The following is a 21,685-nucleotide window of genomic DNA, read 5'->3' as shown; positions in this document are numbered from 1 at the left end:
TTCTGGCTCGTAAAACAATAATCTTTCGAGAGCTTTTTGATATTTGTTATTAGATCTTTAATTTAATTACTTAACCGTCACAAAAATAACGCTTTTTAGAGCACTTATTAACGCTAAAATCCGCTTTAACGCAAATGGGGTTTACTCCATGGGCTTAAATAGATAGCATCCTCATAGTTTATAAAAAATAAGAATTAATATTACATGCATAAAATTAGTCCAAGTTTATATATCGCGTTAATGGTCTCCTTTGGTGGTTTCGTCTTTGGTTTTGACGCATCAGTTATTTCCGGTGTTGTTAGCTTTGTTGCGATAGAATTTAACTTAACCGATTGGCAACAAGGCTTTGTTGTTAGCTCGCCAACGTTAGGCGCTGTTATAGCTTCATCGGTGGCAGGAACTATCAGCGATAAAGTCGGCCGTAAAAAGGTCTTGTTAGTTATTGCTCTGCTTTATGTTGTCTCTGCGGTTTGTTCTACTTTTGCTAATAGCTATGAAATGTTGATTGTCTCTAGGTTTTTAGGTGGCATGGCATTTTCATCTTTAATTTTAGCGCCTGTATATATAGCCGAAATATCAGAAGCCAAGCAGCGCGGTAAAATGATATCGATAAATCAATTCAATATTGTTATTGGTTTATCTGCAGCTTATTTTACTAATTACTTTTTAGTTGATTTGATGCAAAGTGAAAGCGCTTTAGCAACCAGCATTAATTTACAAGAAAATATTTGGCGCTGGATGTTAGGTTTAGAAATTCTACCGGCAATGTTATTTTTTATTGGTTTGTTCTTTATTCCTGAGAGTCCTAGGTATCTTGTGATGAAAGGGGAGCAACAAAAAGCCAAAGAAGTTTTAACTAAGTTGCATGGCGCAGAGTTAATGCAAGTTGAACTAAACGAAATTGAAAAAACCAAGCAGGCAAAAACACCTAACCTGTTAGCAAGCTTTAAGGAATTATTTTCTAAGAAAATGCGCTTAGTGATGCTTATTGGTGTAACGGTAGCTATTTTCCAACAAGTTACCGGTGTTAATGCGATTTACTTTTATGCACCAAGCATATTTGAACAAAGTGGTGTTGGCACTAATGCGGCATTTGCGCAAGCGGTATGGGTGGGGCTAATTAATGTCATCTTTACTATTATTGCTATGCTCTTAATAGATAAGGTTGGTCGTAAACCTTTACTTAATGTGGGCTTGATCGGTATTGCACTTAGTATGATACTTTGTTTTATCGGCTTTAATAATGCTACTTATAAACTTACACCTAATGCTGTGCAAACTCTTGAGATTAATCAGGAGCAACTACAACCAATAGTTAATGTAGAATTTAATGATGACTTAGAATTTAAGCAAGCGTTAACAGATGCTCTAGGCAAACAAGAATTTAAAAAACATGAAGCGAAACTAATTCAATCGGCGATTAATATAGAAGCCACTTTTGTTCTTGCTGGAATTTTAGGGTTTGTTGCTTCATTCGCCGTATCTCTTGGACCTGTAATGTGGGTTTTACTGGCAGAAATATTTCCCAACCATTTACGTGGTATCGCAATATCTGTAGTTGGGGTGATTAATTCAGCAATCAGTTTTAGTATTCAATTAATTTTCCCTTGGCAGTTATCAAATTTAGGTACGGCCTTAACGTTTCTATTGTATGGTTTATTTGCTGTGTTAGGTTTTGTTTTGATTTCCTACTTACTGCCAGAAACCAAAGGAAAAACCCTCGAGCAAATTGAGAAAAAATTAGTTTCTTAATCCATCAATAAACTAGCCTATAATCGAGAAAAGTTTATAGGCTAGTTTATAACACAGCCCCATTTTTACACTCAGCAGTCACAATTGGACTGCAATTCATCGACAATTGATCACCTTTTAAGTTATTTTTTTGGGTTAAAATAGCCCTTATGTTCCACAAACCTCCACATTATAAACAACTTAGCGCTATCCCTTATTTTTTATAGAGATCGCTCGCTATTTTAATCCCTTAACTTTACTTGACAACGGTTGACTATTATCACTAAACTGTACTTAAGTGGGAAAAAGTGGAGAAATGTGGATCTTAAAAATAATCGTATAAAAAACAAACGAAAATAATAATTAAGATCACAAAAATAAAAACTCATGTTTAGAGGCGCAAGCAACGTAACCTTAGATAGCAAAAATCGTATCACGATACCAACTCGGTACCGTGAGTCTTTGTTTGCCGATTACGAAGGTAAAATGGTTTGCACCCTGCACACAGAAAGCCCGTGTTTATTACTTTACCCATTACCAGAATGGGAAGAGCTAGAACTAAAATTAAGCCGCTTATCAGATATGAATAAAAGTGAGCGCACCATCAAGCGAATCTTGCTAGGTAATGCTACAGAGTGTGAACTTGATAAAAATGGTCGATTGTTATTAAACGGCGTATTGCGCCAACATGCCAACTTGGATAAGAGCATTATGCTCGTTGGGTTATTTAATAAGTTTGAGATTTGGGATGAATCAGTTTGGCAAGCACAAATGCAACAAGGCATTGGTGATATTCAATCTGGCGAACTTGAATTAACTGAACGCTTACAAGATTTTTCACTGTAATTATGGCGACAGAATTTTCACACATATCGGTACTGCTACAAGAGTCCGTTGACGCTCTGGATATAAAACCAGACGGCACTTATATCGACTGCACATTTGGTCGAGGCGGTCATTCTGGGTTGATATTAAAAACCTTGGGTGATAATGGTCGTTTAATTGCGATCGACAGGGATCCGACAGCAATAGAGTCTGCGCTAAGATTTGCTGACGATCCCCGCTTTTCTATTGTTCATAATGGCTTTGCTGAGCTTGCCAACATAGCCATTGATTTAGATGTTACAGATAAAGTAGATGGTATTTTACTCGATCTTGGTATTTCATCACCGCAAATTGATGACGCAAGCCGTGGCTTTAGCTTTATGCGTGACGGTCCTTTAGATATGCGTATGGATACGAGTAAAGGCCAAACAGCAGCGCAGTGGATTAACAGCGCTGATGTTGAAGACATTACTTGGGTATTAAGAACCTTTGGCGAAGAAAAACATGCATGGCGCATTGCCAATGGCATTATCGATGCCCGCGCAGAAAGTGAAATTACAACCACAGGTCAATTAGCAAAAATTATAGCAACAGTTGCACCGCAAAAAGAAATTAAAAAACACCCAGCGACAAGAAGTTTTCAAGCTATTCGTATGTACATTAACTCGGAGCTTGAGCAAATTGAAAATGTATTAAATGCGGCTCTTGATGTTTTACATGAAGGTGGGCGCTTAGTGGTAATAAGTTTTCATTCTTTAGAAGATCGTTTGGTGAAGCAGTTTATGAAAAAGCATAGCCAAGGTAAGAAATTACCTCGCGGTTTGCCGGTAACTGAAGTAGAAGCACAAAAGGGCAAAAAACTTGCTCTTGTTGGAAAAAGATTAAAGCCAAGTAAAACTGAAATTGATGAAAATGTTCGTTCTCGCAGTTCAGTTCTACGAGTGGCAGAAAGATTAGCCAAGGATTAATGATGGCAATGGGTAAATTTGCTTTATCCCATGAAATTTGGCAAGACATACGCCGCTATAGTTGGACTTATGGGTTGATTGTTTTAGTGCTGATTTCAGCATTTGCAGTTATTTATTTTACCCATTTAAATAGGCAAACAACCAGTGAACTGGAAGTGCTGTATAGCGAGCAAGATGATTTAGATATCGAATGGCGAAATTTATTGCTAGAGGAAAACTCTCTAGCTGAACATAGCGAAATAGAATATCAGGCAGAAAAGTTACTTTTGATGAAGCGACCTAAGCCAAATCAGGAAATAATAATAAAATTACAATGACAGTAAATAAAAGCAAAAATAACCAAGACAATTACAAACCGGCCACGATCACGTGGCGGTTTTATATCGTCTTGGGTTTAATCTGTTTTGTTTATTCTGGCATTATGGCTCGTGCTGCTTTTCTGCAGGTGATTGAGCCAGATACTCTTAAAAATCAAGGTGATAAACGTACATTACGGACAACGAGCAATGATACTCACCGAGGTGCTATTGTTGATCGTAACGGTATCGAGCTTGCTGTAAGTGTACCTGTACAAACTGTGTATGCTGATCCTAAAGTTGTTATAAACAATGATGGCTATAAATTAAAACGTCGCTGGAAAGCTCTGGCCGATGTGTTAAATGAAGATGTAAATGAATTACAAGGTAAAGTGGGTACTAATCCTAAACGCCGCTTTGTTTATCTTGCTCGCCAGCTGTCCCCAGCTACGGCAAACTACATTAAAGAACTAAAAATCCCTGGTATTTATACCCGAAAAGAGTCCAAGCGCTTCTATCCTGCGGGGGAAATTAGTGCGCATTTAGTTGGCTTTACCAATGTGGACGATAAGGGCATAGAAGGGTTAGAGCTGCTTTATAATGATAGGTTGACCGGAACCGATGGCTCACAAACTTACCGAAAAGATGCCAAAGGTCGGAAAATAGAAATACTTAATGACGAGGATGCGACTAAGCCTGAAGATATTGAGTTATCGATAGACCAACGGATACAGTCCTTGGCCTATCGAGAAATCAAAGCTGCGGTTAAATCGTTCAAAGCCACGTCTGGATCAGCCGTGGTTTTAGACATTCATACGGGTGAGATCTTAGCGATGGTAAATGGTCCGTCATTTAACCCTAATAATCGTCGTGGTGTTGCCCCGCATCGTTTTCGTAATCGAGCTATTACCGATTTCTTTGAACCTGGTTCAACAATGAAACCTCTAACTGTACTTACGGCATTAGAGTTTGGCGTAACAGAGCCAGATGCCGTGATAAATACCTCGCCAGGTTGGATGCGAATTGGTGGCCGCCGTGTTTCAGATACCCGTAATTACGGTGAGCTTTCTATCACAGATATTTTGATCAAGTCGTCTAATATGGGCACTACAAAATTAGCGTTAGATGTACCGAAAGACTTTCTACTTGGTAAGTTTTTTGAAATGGGCTTTTCAGAAGATACTGGTACCGGCTTAAATGGCGAAACATCAGGTATGTTATCTGATCGAAATCGTTGGTCTAAATTTGAATTAGCGACTTTATCTTGGGGATATGGCTTAGCTATTAGTCCACTGCAACTGGCCCGTTTTTATGCGGCAATAGGCAATGGTGGTTATAAAAAATACTTAACTGTACTTAAAGACCCTGCATTTGATGAAGGTGAGCGTGTACTCGATGAGCAAAACACTAAGCAAGTCTTAGGTATGCTTGAACAAGTAGTACTGCACGGTGCTACCAAAGCTAAAGTTGAAGGCTATCGTGTAGGCGGTAAAACAGGTACTGCGATTAAAACTGCTGCAGGTGGCGGTTACGGTAACGAATACGTAGGTATTTTTGCCGGTGTAGCACCTATCTCAGACCCTAAAATTGCTATCGTAGTGGTAATTAACGAACCCGGTGGTGATTTATACCATGGTGGTGATGTTGCTGCGCCTGTTTTCTCAAAAATTATGGCTGGCTCGCTGCAATATTTAAACATTGCACCAGATGATGAAGCTCAGATCAGTCATTGGAGCAAGCGCTTTAAAAAAGGAGATAATGATGCCTAATATTCATTCGTCTACTTTTTCTATAAGCAACACACTTGCTTGTTTTGATATCAATATTAGTGATGTAGCAACAAATAACTTAGTAAATGACTCAAGAGATGTGCAAACGGGTGATGTTTTTGCTGCGGTTAGCGGCACCAATTTAGTTGGTAGCGACTTTATCGATAAAGCTATAGCTCAAGGTGCTAGCCTAGTGTTGTCACAATGCGCTGAAGCAAAATTGCACGGTAGTATTGAACAAGTTGCATCAAATCATAGCGCCAATGGTGTTGTAACTATTGTTCATTTTTATCAACTCGATAAGCAGTTAGCAAAGCTAAGTGCTATTTACTATAACCAACCAGTCAATGATTTAACCTTGGTTGGTATTACTGGCACCAACGGTAAAACCAGTTGTTGTCAGATTATGGCGCAGTTAATGAATGCGGTTGGTAAGCCAACAGCAATCATTGGCACCTTAGGGGCAGGTACATTAGATAATCTGGTTGATATAAATAACACCACCCCAGGTCCAACAAAATTACAAAATTTGTTAGCGCAATTTAAAGCGCAAAATATTAAACAAGTGGCGATGGAAGTTTCTTCGCATGCACTTAGCCAACATCGCGTTGAAAGTGACATGATTGATATTGCAGTATTTACTAACTTAACTCGTGATCACTTAGATTATCATGGCGATATGCAAAGTTACGGTGCAGCAAAACGTGCGCTATTTAATGGCACTAAAGAGCAAGTCTGGGTACTTAATGCTGATGACGCACAAACGCATCAGTGGTTAACCGAATTAGCCATTGATAATGAGCGAGTGCTATACAGCTGTAATGCAAATTTTGATCAGCAAGCATTTGTGACAAGCAATCCAAACGCAAAATTTATTAATGCCAGCAATATAAAATGTCATAACCAAGGCGTTGATTTTGCTCTTACCTCTAGTTGGGGCAACATTAATATCAGCAGTGGTCTGCTAGGCGAATTTAACGTAAGTAATTTACTTGCTGCGATTGCTGTTTTGCTTGTACAAGGTGTTGCCCTTGAAGATATAGCTAAGCACACTAAAAATTTAACGGCCGTTGCTGGTCGTATGGAAACTTTTTCTGCACCTAACTTAGCTACAACCGTGGTTGATTATGCGCATACTCCAGATGGATTAGAGAAAGCATTAACCTCAGCTCGTAAACATTGCCAAGGTAAGCTTTGGGCAGTGTTTGGTTGTGGTGGCGATAGAGACACAGGTAAACGCGCAGTAATGGGCGCTATTGCTGAGCAATATGCTGACCAAATAGTGCTTACTAATGATAATCCGCGCACAGAAGATCCAAATACCATTATTGCTGATATTGCTAAGGGTATTAAAAACTTAGCAGCAGTAACAACAATCTTAGATAGAGAGCAAGCTATTATCAGCACCCTTAAACAAGCTGGCGCCGATGATATGGTGCTTTGTGCCGGTAAAGGTCATGAAGATTACACCATTATTGGCACTGAAAAAATTGCTTATTATGAACGTGAAGTTGTTCGTAAATTATATCAACAGGTGGCAAGCTTATGATCCCATTAACATTAACCGAACTAGCTAGCGCTTTAGATGGTCAACTTGTTGGTAGTGACAAAACTATCACTTCAGTTTGTTCTGATTCGCGTAACCTTAAAGCCGGCGATTTCTTCATTGCATTAAAAGGTCCTAATTTCGATGGTCATCGCTTTGTAAGTAAAGCCGCTGAAATTGGTTGTATAGCCGCTTTAGTTGAAACCGAGCAAGAAGTTGATATCCCTCAGTTAGTCGTTAGCGATTGTTATAAAGCTATGGGGCAAATGGCAGCGCTTGTTAAAGCTACCGTAAACCCAAAAACAGTGGCTATTACTGGTAGTAGCGGTAAAACTACAGTAAAAGAAATGGTTGCGGCAATCTTATCAAGATTAGGCACGGTGCTTGCCACAAATGGTAATTTTAATAATGAAATCGGTGTGCCATTAACGTTATTGCGTTTAGAAGAGCAGCATGAATATGCGGTTATTGAGTTAGGCGCTAACCACATTGGTGAAATAGCTTACACAACAGGATTAACTAAACCAGATGTAGCCATTATTAATAATATTGCTGCCGCTCACTTAGAAGGTTTTGGCGATTTATGTGGCGTAGCCAGAGCAAAAGGTGAGATCTATGAAGGTCTTGGCGCAGACGGCGTTGCTATTTATAACCAAGACACGCCTTATACGCATAAGTGGCAATGGCGTTTAAATGAAAAAACGGTACGTAAATTTTCTTGTGTGAAAGAAGCGGATTGTTATAGCAGCAATATTCGCATGAATAACAAAGGCTGTACCAGTTTTACTTTAAACACCTATCAAGGAAATATTGATATTAGCGTACCTGTACCAGGGCGACATAATGTTTGTAACGCAGTTGCAGCAGCGGCCGTTGCTTTAGAGTTTGGCGCAACATTAGAAGACATTAAACAAGGGCTAGCACAAATGGCTCCGGTTAAAGGTCGCTTAAATCTAATTAATTTACCTAATAAGTTAACCCTTATTGATGACACTTATAATGCCAATGTTGAATCAACCAAAGCTGCGGTTGAGTTATTAGCGAGTTATAAAGGCCGTACTATTTTAATTTTAGGCGATATGGCAGAGCTTGGCGAAGAAGCTCGTACTTATCATCAAGACATTGGTGAACATGCACTAACGCATCACATCGATAATTTATTAACACTAGGTGTTTTAAGTCAAAGTACTTCCGAAGTATTTGGCCAAGATGGACATCATTTTTCATCAAGAGAATCATTAGTCGAGCATTTAGCAGCATTGCTTAGTAATGAAGATCAAGCAATTACCATTTTGGTGAAGGGCTCTAGAAGTGCACGCATGGAATTAGTCGTTCAAGCCATCAAAGAATGGCGTAACAACAATCAGGAGACAATGCCATGTTAGTTTGGCTAGGCGAATACTTAACCCAATACTACTCGGGCTTTAATGTATTTTCATACTTAACGTTTAGGGCCATTGTTGCGGCTTTAACGGCATTAATTGGTTCATTATTTTTTGGCCCGAAACTAATTCGTTATTTGCAAAATATGCAAATAGGTCAAGTGGTACGTGATGACGGTCCTGAAAGTCACTTATCTAAATCAGGCACCCCAACTATGGGCGGTTTATTGATTTTAGGCGCTATTATCGGTAGTGCTTTATTATGGACTGATTTAAGCAATCGCTATGTGCAAGTTGTGTTATTTGTTATCACTAGCTTTGGTATTATTGGTTTTGTTGACGATTACCGCAAAGTAATTCGTAAAGACTCGAACGGCCTTATTGCCCGCTGGAAGTACTTTTGGCAAACCGTTGTTGGTTTAGGTACAGCATTTTATTTATATTCAATTGGCTCACCAATTGAAACATCATTGCTTTTACCATTTATCAAAGATGTTATGCCGCAATTAGGTATCTTTTATATCGTATTAACTTACTTCGTTATTGTTGGTACTTCAAACGCAGTAAATTTAACCGACGGCCTAGATGGCTTAGCAATTGTACCAACGATCTTAGTTGCAGGTGCCTTAGGTATTTTTGCCTACGTTACCGGTAATGTTAACTTTGCTACTTACTTGCATTTACCGCATATAAGAGAAGTGAGTGAACTTGTCGTTGTATGTACAGCCATAGTTGGAGCTGGTTTAGGCTTTTTATGGTTTAACACTTACCCTGCGCAAGTATTTATGGGCGATGTTGGTTCACTTGCTTTAGGTGCAACTTTAGGTGTTATCGCTGTTTTAGTAAAACAAGAATTCGTACTGTTTATTATGGGCGGTATTTTTGTTGTTGAAACCTTGTCAGTTATTTTACAAGTCGGCTCTTATAAATTGCGTGCTAAAAGAATTTTCAGAATGGCACCAATTCACCATCATTACGAATTAAAAGGCTGGCCAGAGCCACGAGTTATTGTACGTTTTTGGATAATTTCAACCGTATTAGTACTCATTGGTTTAGCAACACTTAAGTTACGTTAACAATAAAAGGGTATTTGATTTATACATGCAAACTTTAACGTTTTTACAAGATAAGCAGATTTTAGTCCTTGGCTTAGGTGCCACAGGACTTTCTTGTGCTAAATTTTTGGCGGCGCAAGGTTTGCAATTTGTAATAAATGACTCACGTGCCCGTCCGCCGGGAGTGAAACGTTTAGCTAAATTAAATAGCAAAAGTAATTTAATCATCGGTCATTGGGATATTCAGGCTATTGCTAATGCTGACATTATAATCGCAAGCCCAGGTGTAGATATTAACCTACCTGTGATAGCCGATAACCGTAAAGCTCAAAGCAAGTTAATTGGCGATGTCGAATTATTCTTCTTAGCCCGTAAATACTTAGCAAATGATGACACCCTGATTGCAGTTACCGGCTCAAATGGTAAGTCTACGGTAGTAAGTTTATTAGCCCATATTGCTAAAGGCTTGAACTTTAAAACGGCACTTGCTGGTAATATTGGCTTACCGGTTTTAGATATTATTGATAGTAAATATGATGCGGTTGTACTGGAGCTTTCAAGTTTTCAGTTAGAAACTATGCAATCTATGCAGGCACAAGCTGCCACAGTATTAAATATCTGTGATGATCATTTAGATCGTCATAAAACGCTAGAAAATTACCAAACCATCAAACATAAAATTTATGACCAAACACATGTGCAGGTAATAAATAGAGAGCAAGCTAGTTCACAGCCAAGCACAGTTAAAGATAACGCGATAAGTTTTGGTTTAGATGCGCCACAGCAAGGTCATTTTGGCATAGTAACTAATAACGGCATCCGCAGTCTTGCTTTTGGTGAGCAAGCATTAATCGCATGCTCTAATTTACCTTTAGTTGGCCGTCATAATGAACTGAACTGTTTAGCCGTATTAGCGTTAGGCTATGCAGCTGGTTGGCCATTAGCCGATATGTGTAAAGCACTGTTATCGTTTGAGGGTTTAGAACATCGTTGTAAACAAGTTGAAAGTAATGATGGCGTAATCTGGGTAAATGACTCTAAGGCGACAAATATTGGTGCTACCATTGCTGCCATTGATGGTTTAGCTAATGACAAACAGCAATTAATCTTAATTGCTGGCGGTGATGGTAAAGGTGCTGACTTCAACGAATTAAAACCAGCCTTAACAGCTCATGTCGATAAGTTAATTACTTTAGGTAAAGATGGCGATCAAATTGCAAACTTAAAACCTGCAAGTATTCGCACAGATAGCATTGAAAGTGCGGTAGCACAGGCTCGTAAACTAGCCAATAAAGGCGATGTTGTCTTGCTATCTCCAGCTTGTGCCAGCATTGATATGTTTGAAAACTACATGCAACGTGGTGAAGTATTTATCACCGCGGTAAGGGAGGCAAACTAATGGCTGTAGTTATGCCTTCAATACAACTTCCTAAGTTACCTAAGTGGTTAACTGAAGATAAGCACAGTGACATTCAGCTTACTTTTGACCGTAGCTTTTTGGTATTAGCGTTTACCATGTACTTAATTGGTTTAGTCATGGTGGCCAGCTCATCTATGCCGGTAGCAGAGCGTTTATTTAACAATCCATTCCATTTTGTGATTCGGCATGCCGTATACATAGTGTTAAGCCTTATCGTTGCTGGTATTGCTTTGCAAGTGCCTATGCAAATGTGGCACAAACTAAGTGGTTGGTTCCTACTACTAGCAATTATGTTATTGCTAGTGGTTTTAGTTATTGGTAACAGCGTAAATGGTTCACAGCGCTGGATTGTTTTAGGTCCAATTAATATTCAGGCGGCTGAGCCGGCGAAATTATTCTTCTTTTGTTACTTATCTGGTTACTTAGTTAGGAGACGTGAAGAAGTATCGCAAAAATTTAAAGGCTGGTTTAAGCCTTTAGGGGTATTATTCCTACTAGCAGTTTTGCTATTATTCCAACCTGATCTGGGTACGGTAATCGTAATGTTTGCTACCACTTTAGGTTTGCTGTTTTTAGCCGGTGCTAAATTATGGCAATTTATCTCAGTTTTAGTCGTTGGTGTTGGTGCGGTAGTGCTGTTAATCATTGTTGAGCCTTATCGATTAAGACGTGTAACGTCATTTATGGATCCTTGGCAAGACCCGTTTGGTAGTGGTTATCAATTAACCCAATCATTGATGGCTTATGGCCGTGGTGAAATGTTTGGCCAAGGTTTAGGAAATAGCATCCAAAAGTTAGAATATCTGCCAGAGGCACATACCGATTTTGTTATGGCTGTTATTGGTGAAGAATTTGGCTTTTTTGGGGTGTTATGTATTTTAGCTCTGTGTTTAACGCTAGTAATAAAAGCTTTATTGCTAGGTAGAAGAGCATTAGAAAAAGAAAAATATTTTGAAGGCTTTTTTGCTTATGCCATTGGCATCTGGATGAGTTTTCAGGCAGCGGTTAATGTAGGTGCTAGTGCTGGGCTTTTCCCAACTAAAGGCCTAACCATGCCGTTGATCAGTTATGGTGGTAGTTCAATGATAGTCATGACATTAGCGATAGTCGTATTAATTCGCATCGATCATGAATTAAGGTTGCAAAGTATTCATGCAATCTCTAAAGGAGGGCAGAGCTAATGGCAAATTCTCCGACAATTTTAATAATGGCTGGCGGTACCGGTGGTCATATATTCCCTGGTTTAGCTGTGGCAGAACAACTGCAAAGTGAAGGTTGGAATGTGCACTGGTTAGGCACCAGCGATCGTATGGAAGCGGAAGTGGTTCCTGCGCACGGAATAAATATTTCTTTTATTAATATCGCGGGCTTACGCGGTAAAGGTTGGCAAGCAAAACTGACGATGCCTTTTAAAGTATTGCAATCGGTTTGGCAGTCATTAAAAGTGCTTAAAACAGTTAAGCCTGATGTGGTATTAGGTATGGGTGGTTATGCAAGTGCACCAGGTGGTTTAGCTGCTTGGCTTAAATGTATACCTCTAGTTTTGCACGAGCAAAATGCGGTTGCCGGCATGTCTAATCGCTACTTATCAAAATTAGCAAGCCGTGTATTAAGCGCGTTTCCTGGTGCATTTAAAGCAAGTGTTAAAGCACAAGTTGTTGGTAACCCAGTGCGTAGTAAAATTACGCAAGTTAGTAGCGATGCACAGCGAGAAATAAGTAAGCGAGTATTGATCGTTGGCGGCAGTTTAGGCGCGCAAATATTAAATGAAACTGTACCGCAAGCAGTATCACAAATTAAATTACTCGACCTAGATGTTTGGCATCAAACCGGTAGTGGTAATAGTGAAAAAATTACCGAGCTTTATCATCAGTACGGCGTTAACTGCGACAAGATAAAAGTTACCGACTTTATTGATGACATGGCCGCAGCTTATGATTGGGCTGATTTAGTTATTTGCCGCGCTGGTGCGTTAACAGTTTCTGAGGTGGCGATTGCTGGTAAACCAGCCATTTTTATTCCGCTGCCACATGCAGTTGATGATCATCAAACAAAAAATGCACAATTTTTAGTGGAGCAAGGCGCTGCTAAGTTAGTGCCACAACGTGAGCTAAGTGCAACCTTGTTATCTCAAAAATTAAATATGTTATTTAGCTCGGACTCAGCGCTACGCAGTATGGCAAAAGCGAGTAAATCAGCGGCGACTCCTAATGCAACACAAGCCGTTGCTGATATTTGTAAGGCTATGGTGAAATAATGAATGAATCTAATATGAAAATACCTGAAATGCGTCGCGTAAAAGTAATTCATTTTGTTGGTATTGGTGGTGCTGGAATGGGCGGCATTGCCGAAGTACTACTTAACGAAGGCTATCAAGTTACCGGCTCTGATATAAGTGTTAATCCGGTAGTAAACCGATTAACTCAATTAGGCGCAAACATTACTATCGGTCATAATGCGAGTAATGTTGAAGGTGCTAGTGTAATCGTAGTTTCAACTGCAATTGATAAAGCAAATGTAGAGCTAGTAGCTGCACAGGGGTTACGTATACCAGTGGTACGCCGAGCAGAAATGTTAGCTGAGCTAATGCGTTTTCGCCACGGCATTGCTATTGCAGGTACGCATGGTAAAACCACTACAACCAGTTTAATCGCCAGTATTATGGCTGAAGGTCAACTTGACCCTACGTTTGTTATTGGTGGCTTATTAAATAGTGCAGGGACAAATGCACGTTTAGGTAAAAGCCGTTATTTAGTAGCAGAAGCAGACGAAAGTGATGCGTCATTCTTGCATTTACAACCTATGGTGTCGGTTGTAACTAATATTGCCCCAGATCATATGGAAACATATGACGGTGATTTTGAAAAAATGAAAGACACCTATATTGAATTCCTCCATAACCTACCATTTTATGGTTTAGCGGTTATGTGCCTTGATAATGTTGTTGTGCGTGAACTATTGCCACGTATTGGTCGCCAAGTAACTACTTACGGTTTTAGCTCAGACGCTGATATTCGAGCGATTAACTATGAGCAAAAAGCAGGCATTAGCTCATTTACCGTTATTCGCGCCGATAAACCAGAATTACAAATTTCTTTAAATTTACCAGGTCAGCACAATGTACTTAATGCATTAGCGGCAATTGCAGTAGCAAGTGATGAAGGCGTAGATGATGCAGCTATCGTTTCTGCATTAGGTAAATTTGAAGGTATTGGTCGTCGCTTTGAACACTTAGCGAATATCCAAACAGCGCAAGGTGAAATGACGGTAATTGATGACTATGGTCATCACCCAAGTGAAGTTGCAGCAACGATAAAAGCAATGCGTAATGGTTGGCCAGGGCGTCGTTTAGCCATGGTTTTCCAACCACACCGATATTCTCGTACTCGCGATTTATATGAAGACTTCGTGGAAGTATTAAGTGACGTTGATGTATTAATTTTATTAGATGTTTATCCTGCAGGCGAAGAGCCAATAGCCAATGCTGATTCAAAATCATTAGCACGCAGTTTACGTTTACGTGGTGGTGTGGAGCCTATTTATGTTAGTGCTCCTGAACAATTGCCAGAAATTTTATCGTCAGTATTAACTGATGGCGATATGTTAATTACTCAAGGCGCTGGTAGTGTCGGTGCTATTGCACGTGAATTAGTCGCATCAAAAATTCTTAATGTTAAAGGTGGAGGTACTAATGGCTAAACAGTTAAGTACTGAACAGCTTAAACAACAAAAAATAGCCGTATTATTTGGCGGCGACAGCGCTGAACGTGAAGTGTCGTTAAAGTCTGGTGCAGCGATAACCAACGGCTTAATTAAAGCGGGTTATAACGTTACAGGTATAGATACTAAAGGTTTTAACTTAGCAGAGCTTACCCAGCAAGGTATTGATAGAGTATTTATTGCTCTACATGGCCGAGGTGGTGAAGATGGCTGTATTCAAGGCGCACTAGAATACTTAAATGTGCCATATACGGGCTCAGGTGTTTTAGGCTCGGCTTTATCTATGGATAAAGTACGTAGTAAGCAAATATTTAAAGCTATGGATTTACCAACGGCAGATTTTTGTGTGGTAACGCCAGAGGATTTCGACCAGCAAACCTCGGTAAATGTGTTAGCCAAACTTGGTAACAAAGTAATGGTTAAGCCAGCAAAGGAAGGCTCAAGTATCGGTATGGCGATTGCGACTAACGTTGCCGAGCTTGATACGGCACTGAAAAATGCCTTTGCTTTTGATAAACAAATTTTAGTTGAAGCTTGGTTAAGTGGTAAAGAGTTTACTGTGGCGGTGTTAGGTGATGAAGTATTACCACCGATTCAAATGGAAACACCACATGAGTTTTACGATTACCAAGCTAAGTATCAATCAAACAGTACAATTTATCATTGTCCATGTTTCCTTGACGATGATCGCAGAGCCGAATTAAAAGCATTAGCATTGCGTGCGTTTCAAGCGACTGGTGCTCAAGGTTGGGGACGTGTTGATCTTATGCAGGATGCAGATGGCAATTTTAATTTATTAGAAGTTAATACAGTACCTGGTATGACTGAAACATCACTTGTACCAAAAGCTGCGAAAGTAGCTGGTTATAGTTTTGAAAACTTGGTTGAGCGTATTATACAGCTTAGCTTAATTGAAGAAGGTTAATTGATTTGTTAACGACACCAACAAAAGACGAATTAAAAAATGCACCAGTAAGCTTTTGGTCTGGCCTGGCATTTTTCGTTGTTGTTTGTGTGTTGTTTATGGTCGTTGCTAGTGAAATTTATTTTTCGATGACCAAGGGCGAGTCGGTACCTGTTTCATCTTTGGTGATTAATGGTAATACTCCGTACACATCGAAAAGTGAGATTGTAGCGGCTTTAAAACAAAGCCAGTTAAATAACTTTTTTAAATTAGATGTGAATCAGGTACAACAAAATTTAGAAGCATTACCTTGGGTTTATGCAGCATCTGTGCGCAAACAGTGGCCAAATGAGGTGAGTGTTTACGTTATGGATCAAAAGCCTGTAGCCCAGTGGAATGACGATTTTTTTATTAATGAGCATGGCGTTATTTTTCAGGCGGATAAAACGCGAGTAACCAATACATTACCTAAATTATTTGGTCCTGAAGGTAGTGAAGTGGTTGCTCTTGAAAATTATCGCAATTTTACCAACTTATTGACATATGTCGATGTAGGGGTAAGCGAATTAGTATTGACTGAACGTTATTCTTGGCAGCTAATTTTAGCTGATGGAGTCTCGCTTAACTTAGGCAGAGAAGATAGAATACAACGAGTTCAGCGCTTTATGGATGCATATCGTCAAATAAAAGCGTTTGCGCAAGATGATATGCAAGTAGATTACATCGATCTACGTTATGACACTGGAATGGCCGTAGGTTGGAAACCAGTGATAAATGAATTAGATAGTCAAAAAGAGCAAAAAACAAATGCCTAAAGTAGCAGAAAGAAATTTAGTTGTTGGCTTAGATATCGGTACATCTAAAATTGTTGCCGTTGTTGGAGAAATAACACCAGATAGTGAATTAAGTGTTATTGGTGTTGGCCATCATGCTGCTCGTGGTATGGATAAAGGTGGGGTTAATGATCTCAACTTAGTGATTCAGTCAATTCAACGAGCTGTTAACGAAGCTGAATTAATGGCTGACTGTCAAATTGGCTCAGTTTACTTGGGCATTTCAGGTAAGCACATTAGTTGCCAAAATGAAAATGGCATGGTGCCAATTAATGACAATGAAGTAATCCAAGAAGATGTTGAAAATGTAATACATACAGCACGTTCAGTACCTATGTCAGCAGAGCGTCGTATGCTGCATGTTCTGCCGCAAGAATACAGCGTTGATGTGCAAGACGGTATCAAAAGCCCTATTGGTATGTCTGGTGTGCGTTTAGAAGCAAAAGTTCATATCGTTACTTGTGCTAACGATATGGCAAAAAATATTGTTAAGTGTGTTGAGCGTTGTGAGCTTAATGCCGATCAGTTAATTTTCTCAGCATTAGCTTCTAGTTACGCAGTATTAACTGATGATGAAAAAGAATTAGGTGTGTGTGTCGTTGATATGGGCGCCGGTACTATGGATATATCAATTTTCACTGGTGGTGCATTGCGTCATAGTTCTGTTATCCCTGTTGGTGGTAATCAGGTAACTAGTGATATCGCTAAAATATTCCGCACGCCGCTGAGCCATGCCGAAGATATTAAGGTGCAATATGCTTGTGCGCTTCGTCAAATGGTGAGTATGGAAGAAAATATTGAAGTACCAAGTGTTGGTGGTCGTCCGGCAAGAAGTATGTCTCGTCATACATTGGCTGAAGTGGTTGAGCCACGTTATCACGAATTATTTGAATTGATTCAAGAAGAAATTAAAGAAAGTGGTTTAGAAGACCAGATAGCGGCTGGTATTGTGTTAACAGGCGGAACGGCAAAAATGGAAGGTGTTACCGAGTTTGCTGAAGAAGTATTCCAAATGCCTGTTCGAGTAAGTAGCCCGTTAAACATTAAAGGCTTAACTGACTATGTTAATGACCCAAGCTACAGCACGGTAATTGGATTACTACATTACGGTACACAAGCAAGTAGCCAAGGTGCAACAGATTCAAACTCAGGTGAAAGCGTAGTAAGCATGCTTACTCGTTTAAAAAACTGGTTTAAAGGTGAATTTTAACCAGTAAGTAGATTACTTATTGGCGATAAAAATAATATTTAAAATTTTTTTTGGTGGAACAAAAAATAAAACGGAGAGTAAAATTATGTTTGAATTAATGGAAGACCACAACGAAGAAGCGGTCATCAAAGTTATTGGTGTTGGTGGAGGTGGCGGTAACGCTGTCGAACACATGGTTTCGCAAACGATTGAGGGCGTGGAATTTATTACTGCTAATACTGACTCACAGGCATTACGTAATTCATCAGCAACGGTAACGTTGCAAATGGGTGCGGATGTTACTAAAGGTCTTGGTGCTGGCGCTAACCCAGAAATCGGTCGTAAAAGTGCTGAAGAAGATAGAGAGACGATTCGTCAAACTCTACAAGGTTCAGACATGATCTTTATCGCTGCCGGTATGGGTGGTGGTACAGGTACTGGTGCTGCACCTGTTGTTGCTGAAATTGCTAAAGAAATGGGCATTCTTACGGTTGCTGTGGTAACTAAGCCATTCCCATTTGAAGGCAAAAAACGCATGAACTATGCAGACCAAGGTATTGAATTTTTGGCGAAAAGTGTTGATTCATTAATCACTATTCCTAATGAAAAATTACTTAAAGTATTAGGTCCTGGTACGAGTTTATTAGATGCGTTTAAAGCTGCAAATAATGTTTTACTTGGTGCGGTTCAAGGTATAGCTGAATTAATTACTCGTCCAGGTTTAATCAACGTCGATTTCGCCGATGTACGTACAGTCATGTCTGAAATGGGCACAGCTATGATGGGCTCAGGTCAAGCATCTGGCGAAGATCGTGCTGAAGAAGCTGCTGAAGCTGCAATCTCAAGTCCTTTACTTGAAGATGTTGATTTAGCAGGTGCACGCGGTATCTTAGTTAACATTACTGCTGGCATGGATATTTCAATCGATGAATTTGAAACTGTAGGTAACGCAGTTAAAGCATTTGCTTCTGAAAATGCTACTGTTGTTGTTGGTGCGGTTATCGACCCTGAAATGACTGATGAACTTCGTGTAACTGTAGTTGCTACTGGTATTGGTCAACAAAAACCAGAAATTTCAATTGTACCGCCAATGTATAAGCCTGAGCCTATGGTTGTGAATGCATCTTATGCACCAGCACCTGAGCCAGAAGTTACCAGCAGTACTTATGTTGAAGATAAGCCACAAGCAAGTGTTGCTACTGAAACTGATTACTTAGATATTCCAGCATTTTTACGAAAGCAAGCTGACTAATTACCGGTCTGCTTTTGTATAGATAAATAGTTAACTTCTGTTGCTAGTGAATTAATCGCTAGAAACAGTTTAGGTAGAATTTTTGTACTTAAACATTATTAACTATAATGAATACTAAGTCAGTTTAGTTGATTGAATCTGAAATAGCGTTTCATCGGATGAAGCGTCAGAGATTTACTGACTTTTATTGAGTCTGGGTAGAGAAAGCAAAAATTGAGCCATAAAGCTTAGTTTTTGACTCTAAAAGGTTATTTTGCTATATTACGCATCCATTTTTGCCAATTTGCAAAAGTGGTTAGGTAAGACGAAAGGTTTTTTAAGGCGAATTATGATTAAACAACGTACGATCAAACAAAGCATTTCTGCAACAGGTGTTGGTTTACATAAAGGTGAAAAGGTACAGATCACTCTCCGTCCTGCACCTGCAAACACGGGTATAGTTTTCCGCCGTGTTGACCTAGAGCCAGTTGTTGATATTCAGGCGACGCCTGAAGCTGTTGGTGAAACTACGCTGTGTACTTGTTTGGTTAACGAACAAGGTGTTCAAATTTCCACCGTTGAACATTTACTTGCCGCTGTTGCGGGTCTTGGTATTGACAACTTAGTTGTTGAAGTTGACTCGCCAGAAATCCCAATTATGGACGGCAGTGCATTGCCTTTCGTTTATTTATTACAATCAGTAGGCGTTGAAGAAGTTAATGCGGCGAAAAAATTCATTCGCATCACTAAAACTATTCGCGTTGAAGAAGGTGATAAATGGGCCGAGTTTAAACCTCATGAAGGTTTTAAAGTTAATTTAGCTATTGAATTTGACCACCCGGTAATTGCTAATACAAGCCAAGCAATGAGTATCGATTTTTCAACTGGTTCATTTATTAAAGAAATCAGTCGAGCACGTACTTTTGGTTTTATGAAAGATATCGAATTCTTACGCTCACATAACCTAGCATTAGGTGGCAGCTTAGAAAACGCTATCGTACTTGATGAATTTAAAATGCTAAATAACGATGAACTTCGTTACGATGATGAGTTCGTTAAGCATAAAATTTTAGATGCTATTGGTGATTTATACATGGGCGGCGTGAGCATTTTAGGTGAGTTAAATGCGTTTAAATCTGGCCATGGCTTAAATAACGTGCTTTTACGTGAAGTATTTAAGCAAGTTGAAAGTTGGGAATGGGTAACGTACGAAGATGAACGTCCATCACCAATTGCTTACCAAGAAGCATCTTTAGCGTAACGCACAATATATATACAAAAAATAGATTCAAAAAAGGAGCTTATGCTCCTTTTTTAATGCTTAAAAATTAGGATTACTAAGATCTGCTTAGCTCTTTCCTCTATCAGCATGTTTTGCCAAACGCAGTAAAACCTCTTTTAACCCTGCTGGTGCATCCTTAGCGACATCGACTAAATGCTCTGCAGTTGATTCAGACATAAACTTTTTTGGTTTCTCAACAGGTTTTACTACTTCTCGCCTGTTACCGTAAGGGTTAACCTTAATTTCAATCTTATTAAAAATCCCTTGGGTTTGAATTGCTAATTGTTGTGCTATATTGTTACGCTCAAATTGCAATCGTTGTCCCCAAACCGGTGATTTAGCTTCAATTATGACTAAATCTTGCCTACAATTAGCTATTTGCCACGCATTTTCTGGTAAATCAGGACAAGTTTGTCGTACAATGTCGGTCAATATTTTTAAGGATTTTGCTTTAGTAGAGAAGTCAGCGATATTACCACTCGCTTTTTTGAGTAGATCGTTAAGGTCTTCAGGGTCTTTGACTATGCGTTTCATGTGAATGTATTTAACCCTTAAGTTAAAACTGCTAATTACAATAAAGTATATATGAGTCTAACACTTTTATACCGCGGACAAAATGTTCGCTTTTCATTAAAACTCAGTAAACCACGATGGTTAACCATTGTTGTTAGTTTTGCTGTGCTTTCAGGACTCATCATTCACCTTACCCTTAAAACCGATCCTATGCCTGAGCATCTGCAAGCTTCAATGCCTGTACAACAAAAATCTATAGCGGCAGATGAATTAACCGCAGAGCAAATTAATGCGCTAACGATGAAGTTAGCCGATTTACAAAGTAATATTTTACGATTAAATGCACTAGGTGAACGTTTAGCTGAAGAAGCTGATATTCCAAAAGAAGAATTTAATATGGCAGAAGAGCCATCTTCTGGTGGTCCAATGCAGTCAGCAGCTATTGTTAGTGAATTTAATGCTGCGCAATTATCAAAACAAATACTTAATGTAGAAAGTTTGATAGAGCACAAAGAAAAACAATTAAAAATGCTTGAATCTGTTGCTCTTGGTCACCATATACAAAACAATAGCTATTTATCTGGTCGTCCAATTGGTAAAGGTTGGTTGTCATCATACTATGGTGTACGTAAAGACCCGTTTAATGGTAAGCCAGCGATGCACAAAGGTGTAGACTTTGCTGGTAAAGAAGATGCAGATGTTATTGCTACTGGTTCAGGAGTGGTAACGTGGTCTGATGAACGCTATGGATATGGAAATTTAATTGAAATTGATCATGGCACTGGTTACAAAACCAGATATGGGCATAATAAGGCCTTGTTAGTAAAAGTGGGTGATGTGGTTAGTAAAGGGCAGGTTATTGCTCTAATGGGTAGTACCGGTCGCTCAACTGGTCCACATGTACATTACGAAATTCTAAAAGATGATAAACAGATAAATCCAATAAAATACGTTTATCGCAAGTCTAAGAAATAGTAATATCAACTCCACTAAATCTGTGGAATGGGTATAATATCCCGCA

19 protein-coding genes are annotated in these 21,685 nt (G+C 39.3%); 18 read left to right on the top strand and 1 reads right to left on the bottom strand.

Features of this window, described 5'->3' with window-relative positions:
- Positions 1-204: 204 nt before the first annotated feature.
- The 17 genes from FNN08_RS15300 (at position 205) to lpxC (ending at position 20,130) form a co-directional block, all read left to right on the top strand.
- Positions 205-1,752, top strand: a complete 1,548-nt coding sequence (locus FNN08_RS15300) for a sugar porter family MFS transporter (protein WP_143587340.1) — start codon at positions 205-207, stop codon at positions 1,750-1,752.
- A gap of 366 nt (positions 1,753-2,118) precedes the next feature.
- A complete protein-coding gene (gene mraZ, locus FNN08_RS15295; protein ID WP_143587338.1) occupies positions 2,119-2,577 on the top strand; it encodes a division/cell wall cluster transcriptional repressor MraZ in 459 nt (152 codons plus the stop codon).
- Positions 2,578-2,579: 2 nt separating this feature from the next.
- Positions 2,580-3,524: a 16S rRNA (cytosine(1402)-N(4))-methyltransferase RsmH gene (rsmH, locus tag FNN08_RS15290; protein ID WP_143587336.1), complete on the top strand. Its 945-nt coding sequence runs from the start codon at positions 2,580-2,582 to the stop codon at positions 3,522-3,524.
- A gap of 2 nt (positions 3,525-3,526) precedes the next feature.
- A complete protein-coding gene (gene ftsL, locus FNN08_RS15285) occupies positions 3,527-3,841 on the top strand; it encodes a cell division protein FtsL (RefSeq protein ID WP_260679367.1) in 315 nt (104 codons plus the stop codon).
- The gene (locus FNN08_RS15280) at positions 3,838-5,589 is read left to right on the top strand and encodes a peptidoglycan D,D-transpeptidase FtsI family protein (RefSeq protein ID WP_143587335.1); all 1,752 of its coding nucleotides are present in this window, start codon (positions 3,838-3,840) and stop codon (positions 5,587-5,589) included. The genes ftsL and FNN08_RS15280 overlap by 4 nt, the downstream gene beginning before the upstream one ends.
- Positions 5,582-7,138 (top strand): UDP-N-acetylmuramoyl-L-alanyl-D-glutamate--2,6-diaminopimelate ligase, encoded by a 1,557-nt coding sequence (locus tag FNN08_RS15275; RefSeq protein ID WP_185962689.1) that lies wholly within the window; start codon positions 5,582-5,584, stop codon positions 7,136-7,138. Before FNN08_RS15280 ends, FNN08_RS15275 begins: the two co-directional genes overlap by 8 nt.
- Entirely contained in the window at positions 7,135-8,520 is a 1,386-nt protein-coding gene (gene murF / locus FNN08_RS15270) for a UDP-N-acetylmuramoyl-tripeptide--D-alanyl-D-alanine ligase (RefSeq protein WP_143587331.1), read from the top strand. The genes FNN08_RS15275 and murF overlap by 4 nt, the downstream gene beginning before the upstream one ends.
- Positions 8,514-9,593, top strand: a complete 1,080-nt coding sequence (gene mraY, locus FNN08_RS15265) for a phospho-N-acetylmuramoyl-pentapeptide-transferase (protein ID WP_143587329.1) — start codon at positions 8,514-8,516, stop codon at positions 9,591-9,593. Before murF ends, mraY begins: the two co-directional genes overlap by 7 nt.
- 25 nt (positions 9,594-9,618) lie before the next feature.
- Complete coding sequence (gene murD, locus FNN08_RS15260; protein WP_143587327.1) at positions 9,619-10,971, top strand: UDP-N-acetylmuramoyl-L-alanine--D-glutamate ligase; 1,353 nt, start codon at positions 9,619-9,621, stop codon at positions 10,969-10,971.
- Positions 10,971-12,173: a cell division protein FtsW gene (gene ftsW, locus FNN08_RS15255; protein ID WP_143587325.1), complete on the top strand. Its 1,203-nt coding sequence runs from the start codon at positions 10,971-10,973 to the stop codon at positions 12,171-12,173. The genes murD and ftsW overlap by 1 nt, the downstream gene beginning before the upstream one ends.
- On the top strand, positions 12,173-13,249 hold the full coding sequence (gene murG / locus FNN08_RS15250; protein WP_143587324.1) for an undecaprenyldiphospho-muramoylpentapeptide beta-N-acetylglucosaminyltransferase: 1,077 nt from the start codon (positions 12,173-12,175) through the stop codon (positions 13,247-13,249). The genes ftsW and murG overlap by 1 nt, the downstream gene beginning before the upstream one ends.
- Positions 13,249-14,691 carry a UDP-N-acetylmuramate--L-alanine ligase gene (murC, locus tag FNN08_RS15245; RefSeq protein WP_143587322.1) on the top strand — a complete coding sequence of 481 codons (1,443 nt, stop codon included), beginning with the start codon at positions 13,249-13,251 and terminating at the stop codon, positions 14,689-14,691. Before murG ends, murC begins: the two co-directional genes overlap by 1 nt.
- Positions 14,684-15,637 (top strand): D-alanine--D-alanine ligase, encoded by a 954-nt coding sequence (locus tag FNN08_RS15240; RefSeq protein ID WP_143587320.1) that lies wholly within the window; start codon positions 14,684-14,686, stop codon positions 15,635-15,637. Before murC ends, FNN08_RS15240 begins: the two co-directional genes overlap by 8 nt.
- A 5-nt stretch (positions 15,638-15,642) precedes the next feature.
- Positions 15,643-16,431, top strand: coding sequence for a cell division protein FtsQ/DivIB (locus tag FNN08_RS15235; protein WP_143587318.1), 789 nt, complete (start codon positions 15,643-15,645; stop codon positions 16,429-16,431).
- Complete coding sequence (ftsA, locus tag FNN08_RS15230) at positions 16,424-17,659, top strand: cell division protein FtsA (RefSeq protein ID WP_143587316.1); 1,236 nt, start codon at positions 16,424-16,426, stop codon at positions 17,657-17,659. Before FNN08_RS15235 ends, ftsA begins: the two co-directional genes overlap by 8 nt.
- Before the next feature lie 85 nt (positions 17,660-17,744).
- Positions 17,745-18,890, top strand: coding sequence for a cell division protein FtsZ (gene ftsZ / locus FNN08_RS15225; RefSeq protein WP_143587314.1), 1,146 nt, complete (start codon positions 17,745-17,747; stop codon positions 18,888-18,890).
- Between the two features lie 328 nt (positions 18,891-19,218).
- A complete protein-coding gene (gene lpxC, locus FNN08_RS15220; protein WP_143587312.1) occupies positions 19,219-20,130 on the top strand; it encodes a UDP-3-O-acyl-N-acetylglucosamine deacetylase in 912 nt (303 codons plus the stop codon).
- Positions 20,131-20,217: 87 nt separating this feature from the next.
- Here lpxC and FNN08_RS15215 read toward each other — a convergent pair whose 3' ends face one another.
- Positions 20,218-20,685, bottom strand: coding sequence for a DUF721 domain-containing protein (locus tag FNN08_RS15215; RefSeq protein WP_143587310.1), 468 nt, complete (start codon positions 20,683-20,685; stop codon positions 20,218-20,220).
- 51 nt (positions 20,686-20,736) lie between these two features.
- Here FNN08_RS15215 and FNN08_RS15210 point away from each other — a divergent pair, with 51 nt between their 5' ends.
- Positions 20,737-21,639 carry a M23 family metallopeptidase gene (locus FNN08_RS15210; protein WP_143587308.1) on the top strand — a complete coding sequence of 301 codons (903 nt, stop codon included), beginning with the start codon at positions 20,737-20,739 and terminating at the stop codon, positions 21,637-21,639.
- Positions 21,640-21,685 lie beyond the last annotated feature (46 nt).

The sequence above is a fragment of the Thalassomonas sp. M1454 genome, from assembly GCF_007097525.1.
Classification (GTDB): domain Bacteria; phylum Pseudomonadota; class Gammaproteobacteria; order Enterobacterales; family Alteromonadaceae; genus Thalassotalea_A.
This window is presented reverse-complemented; position numbering and strand designations above follow the sequence as displayed.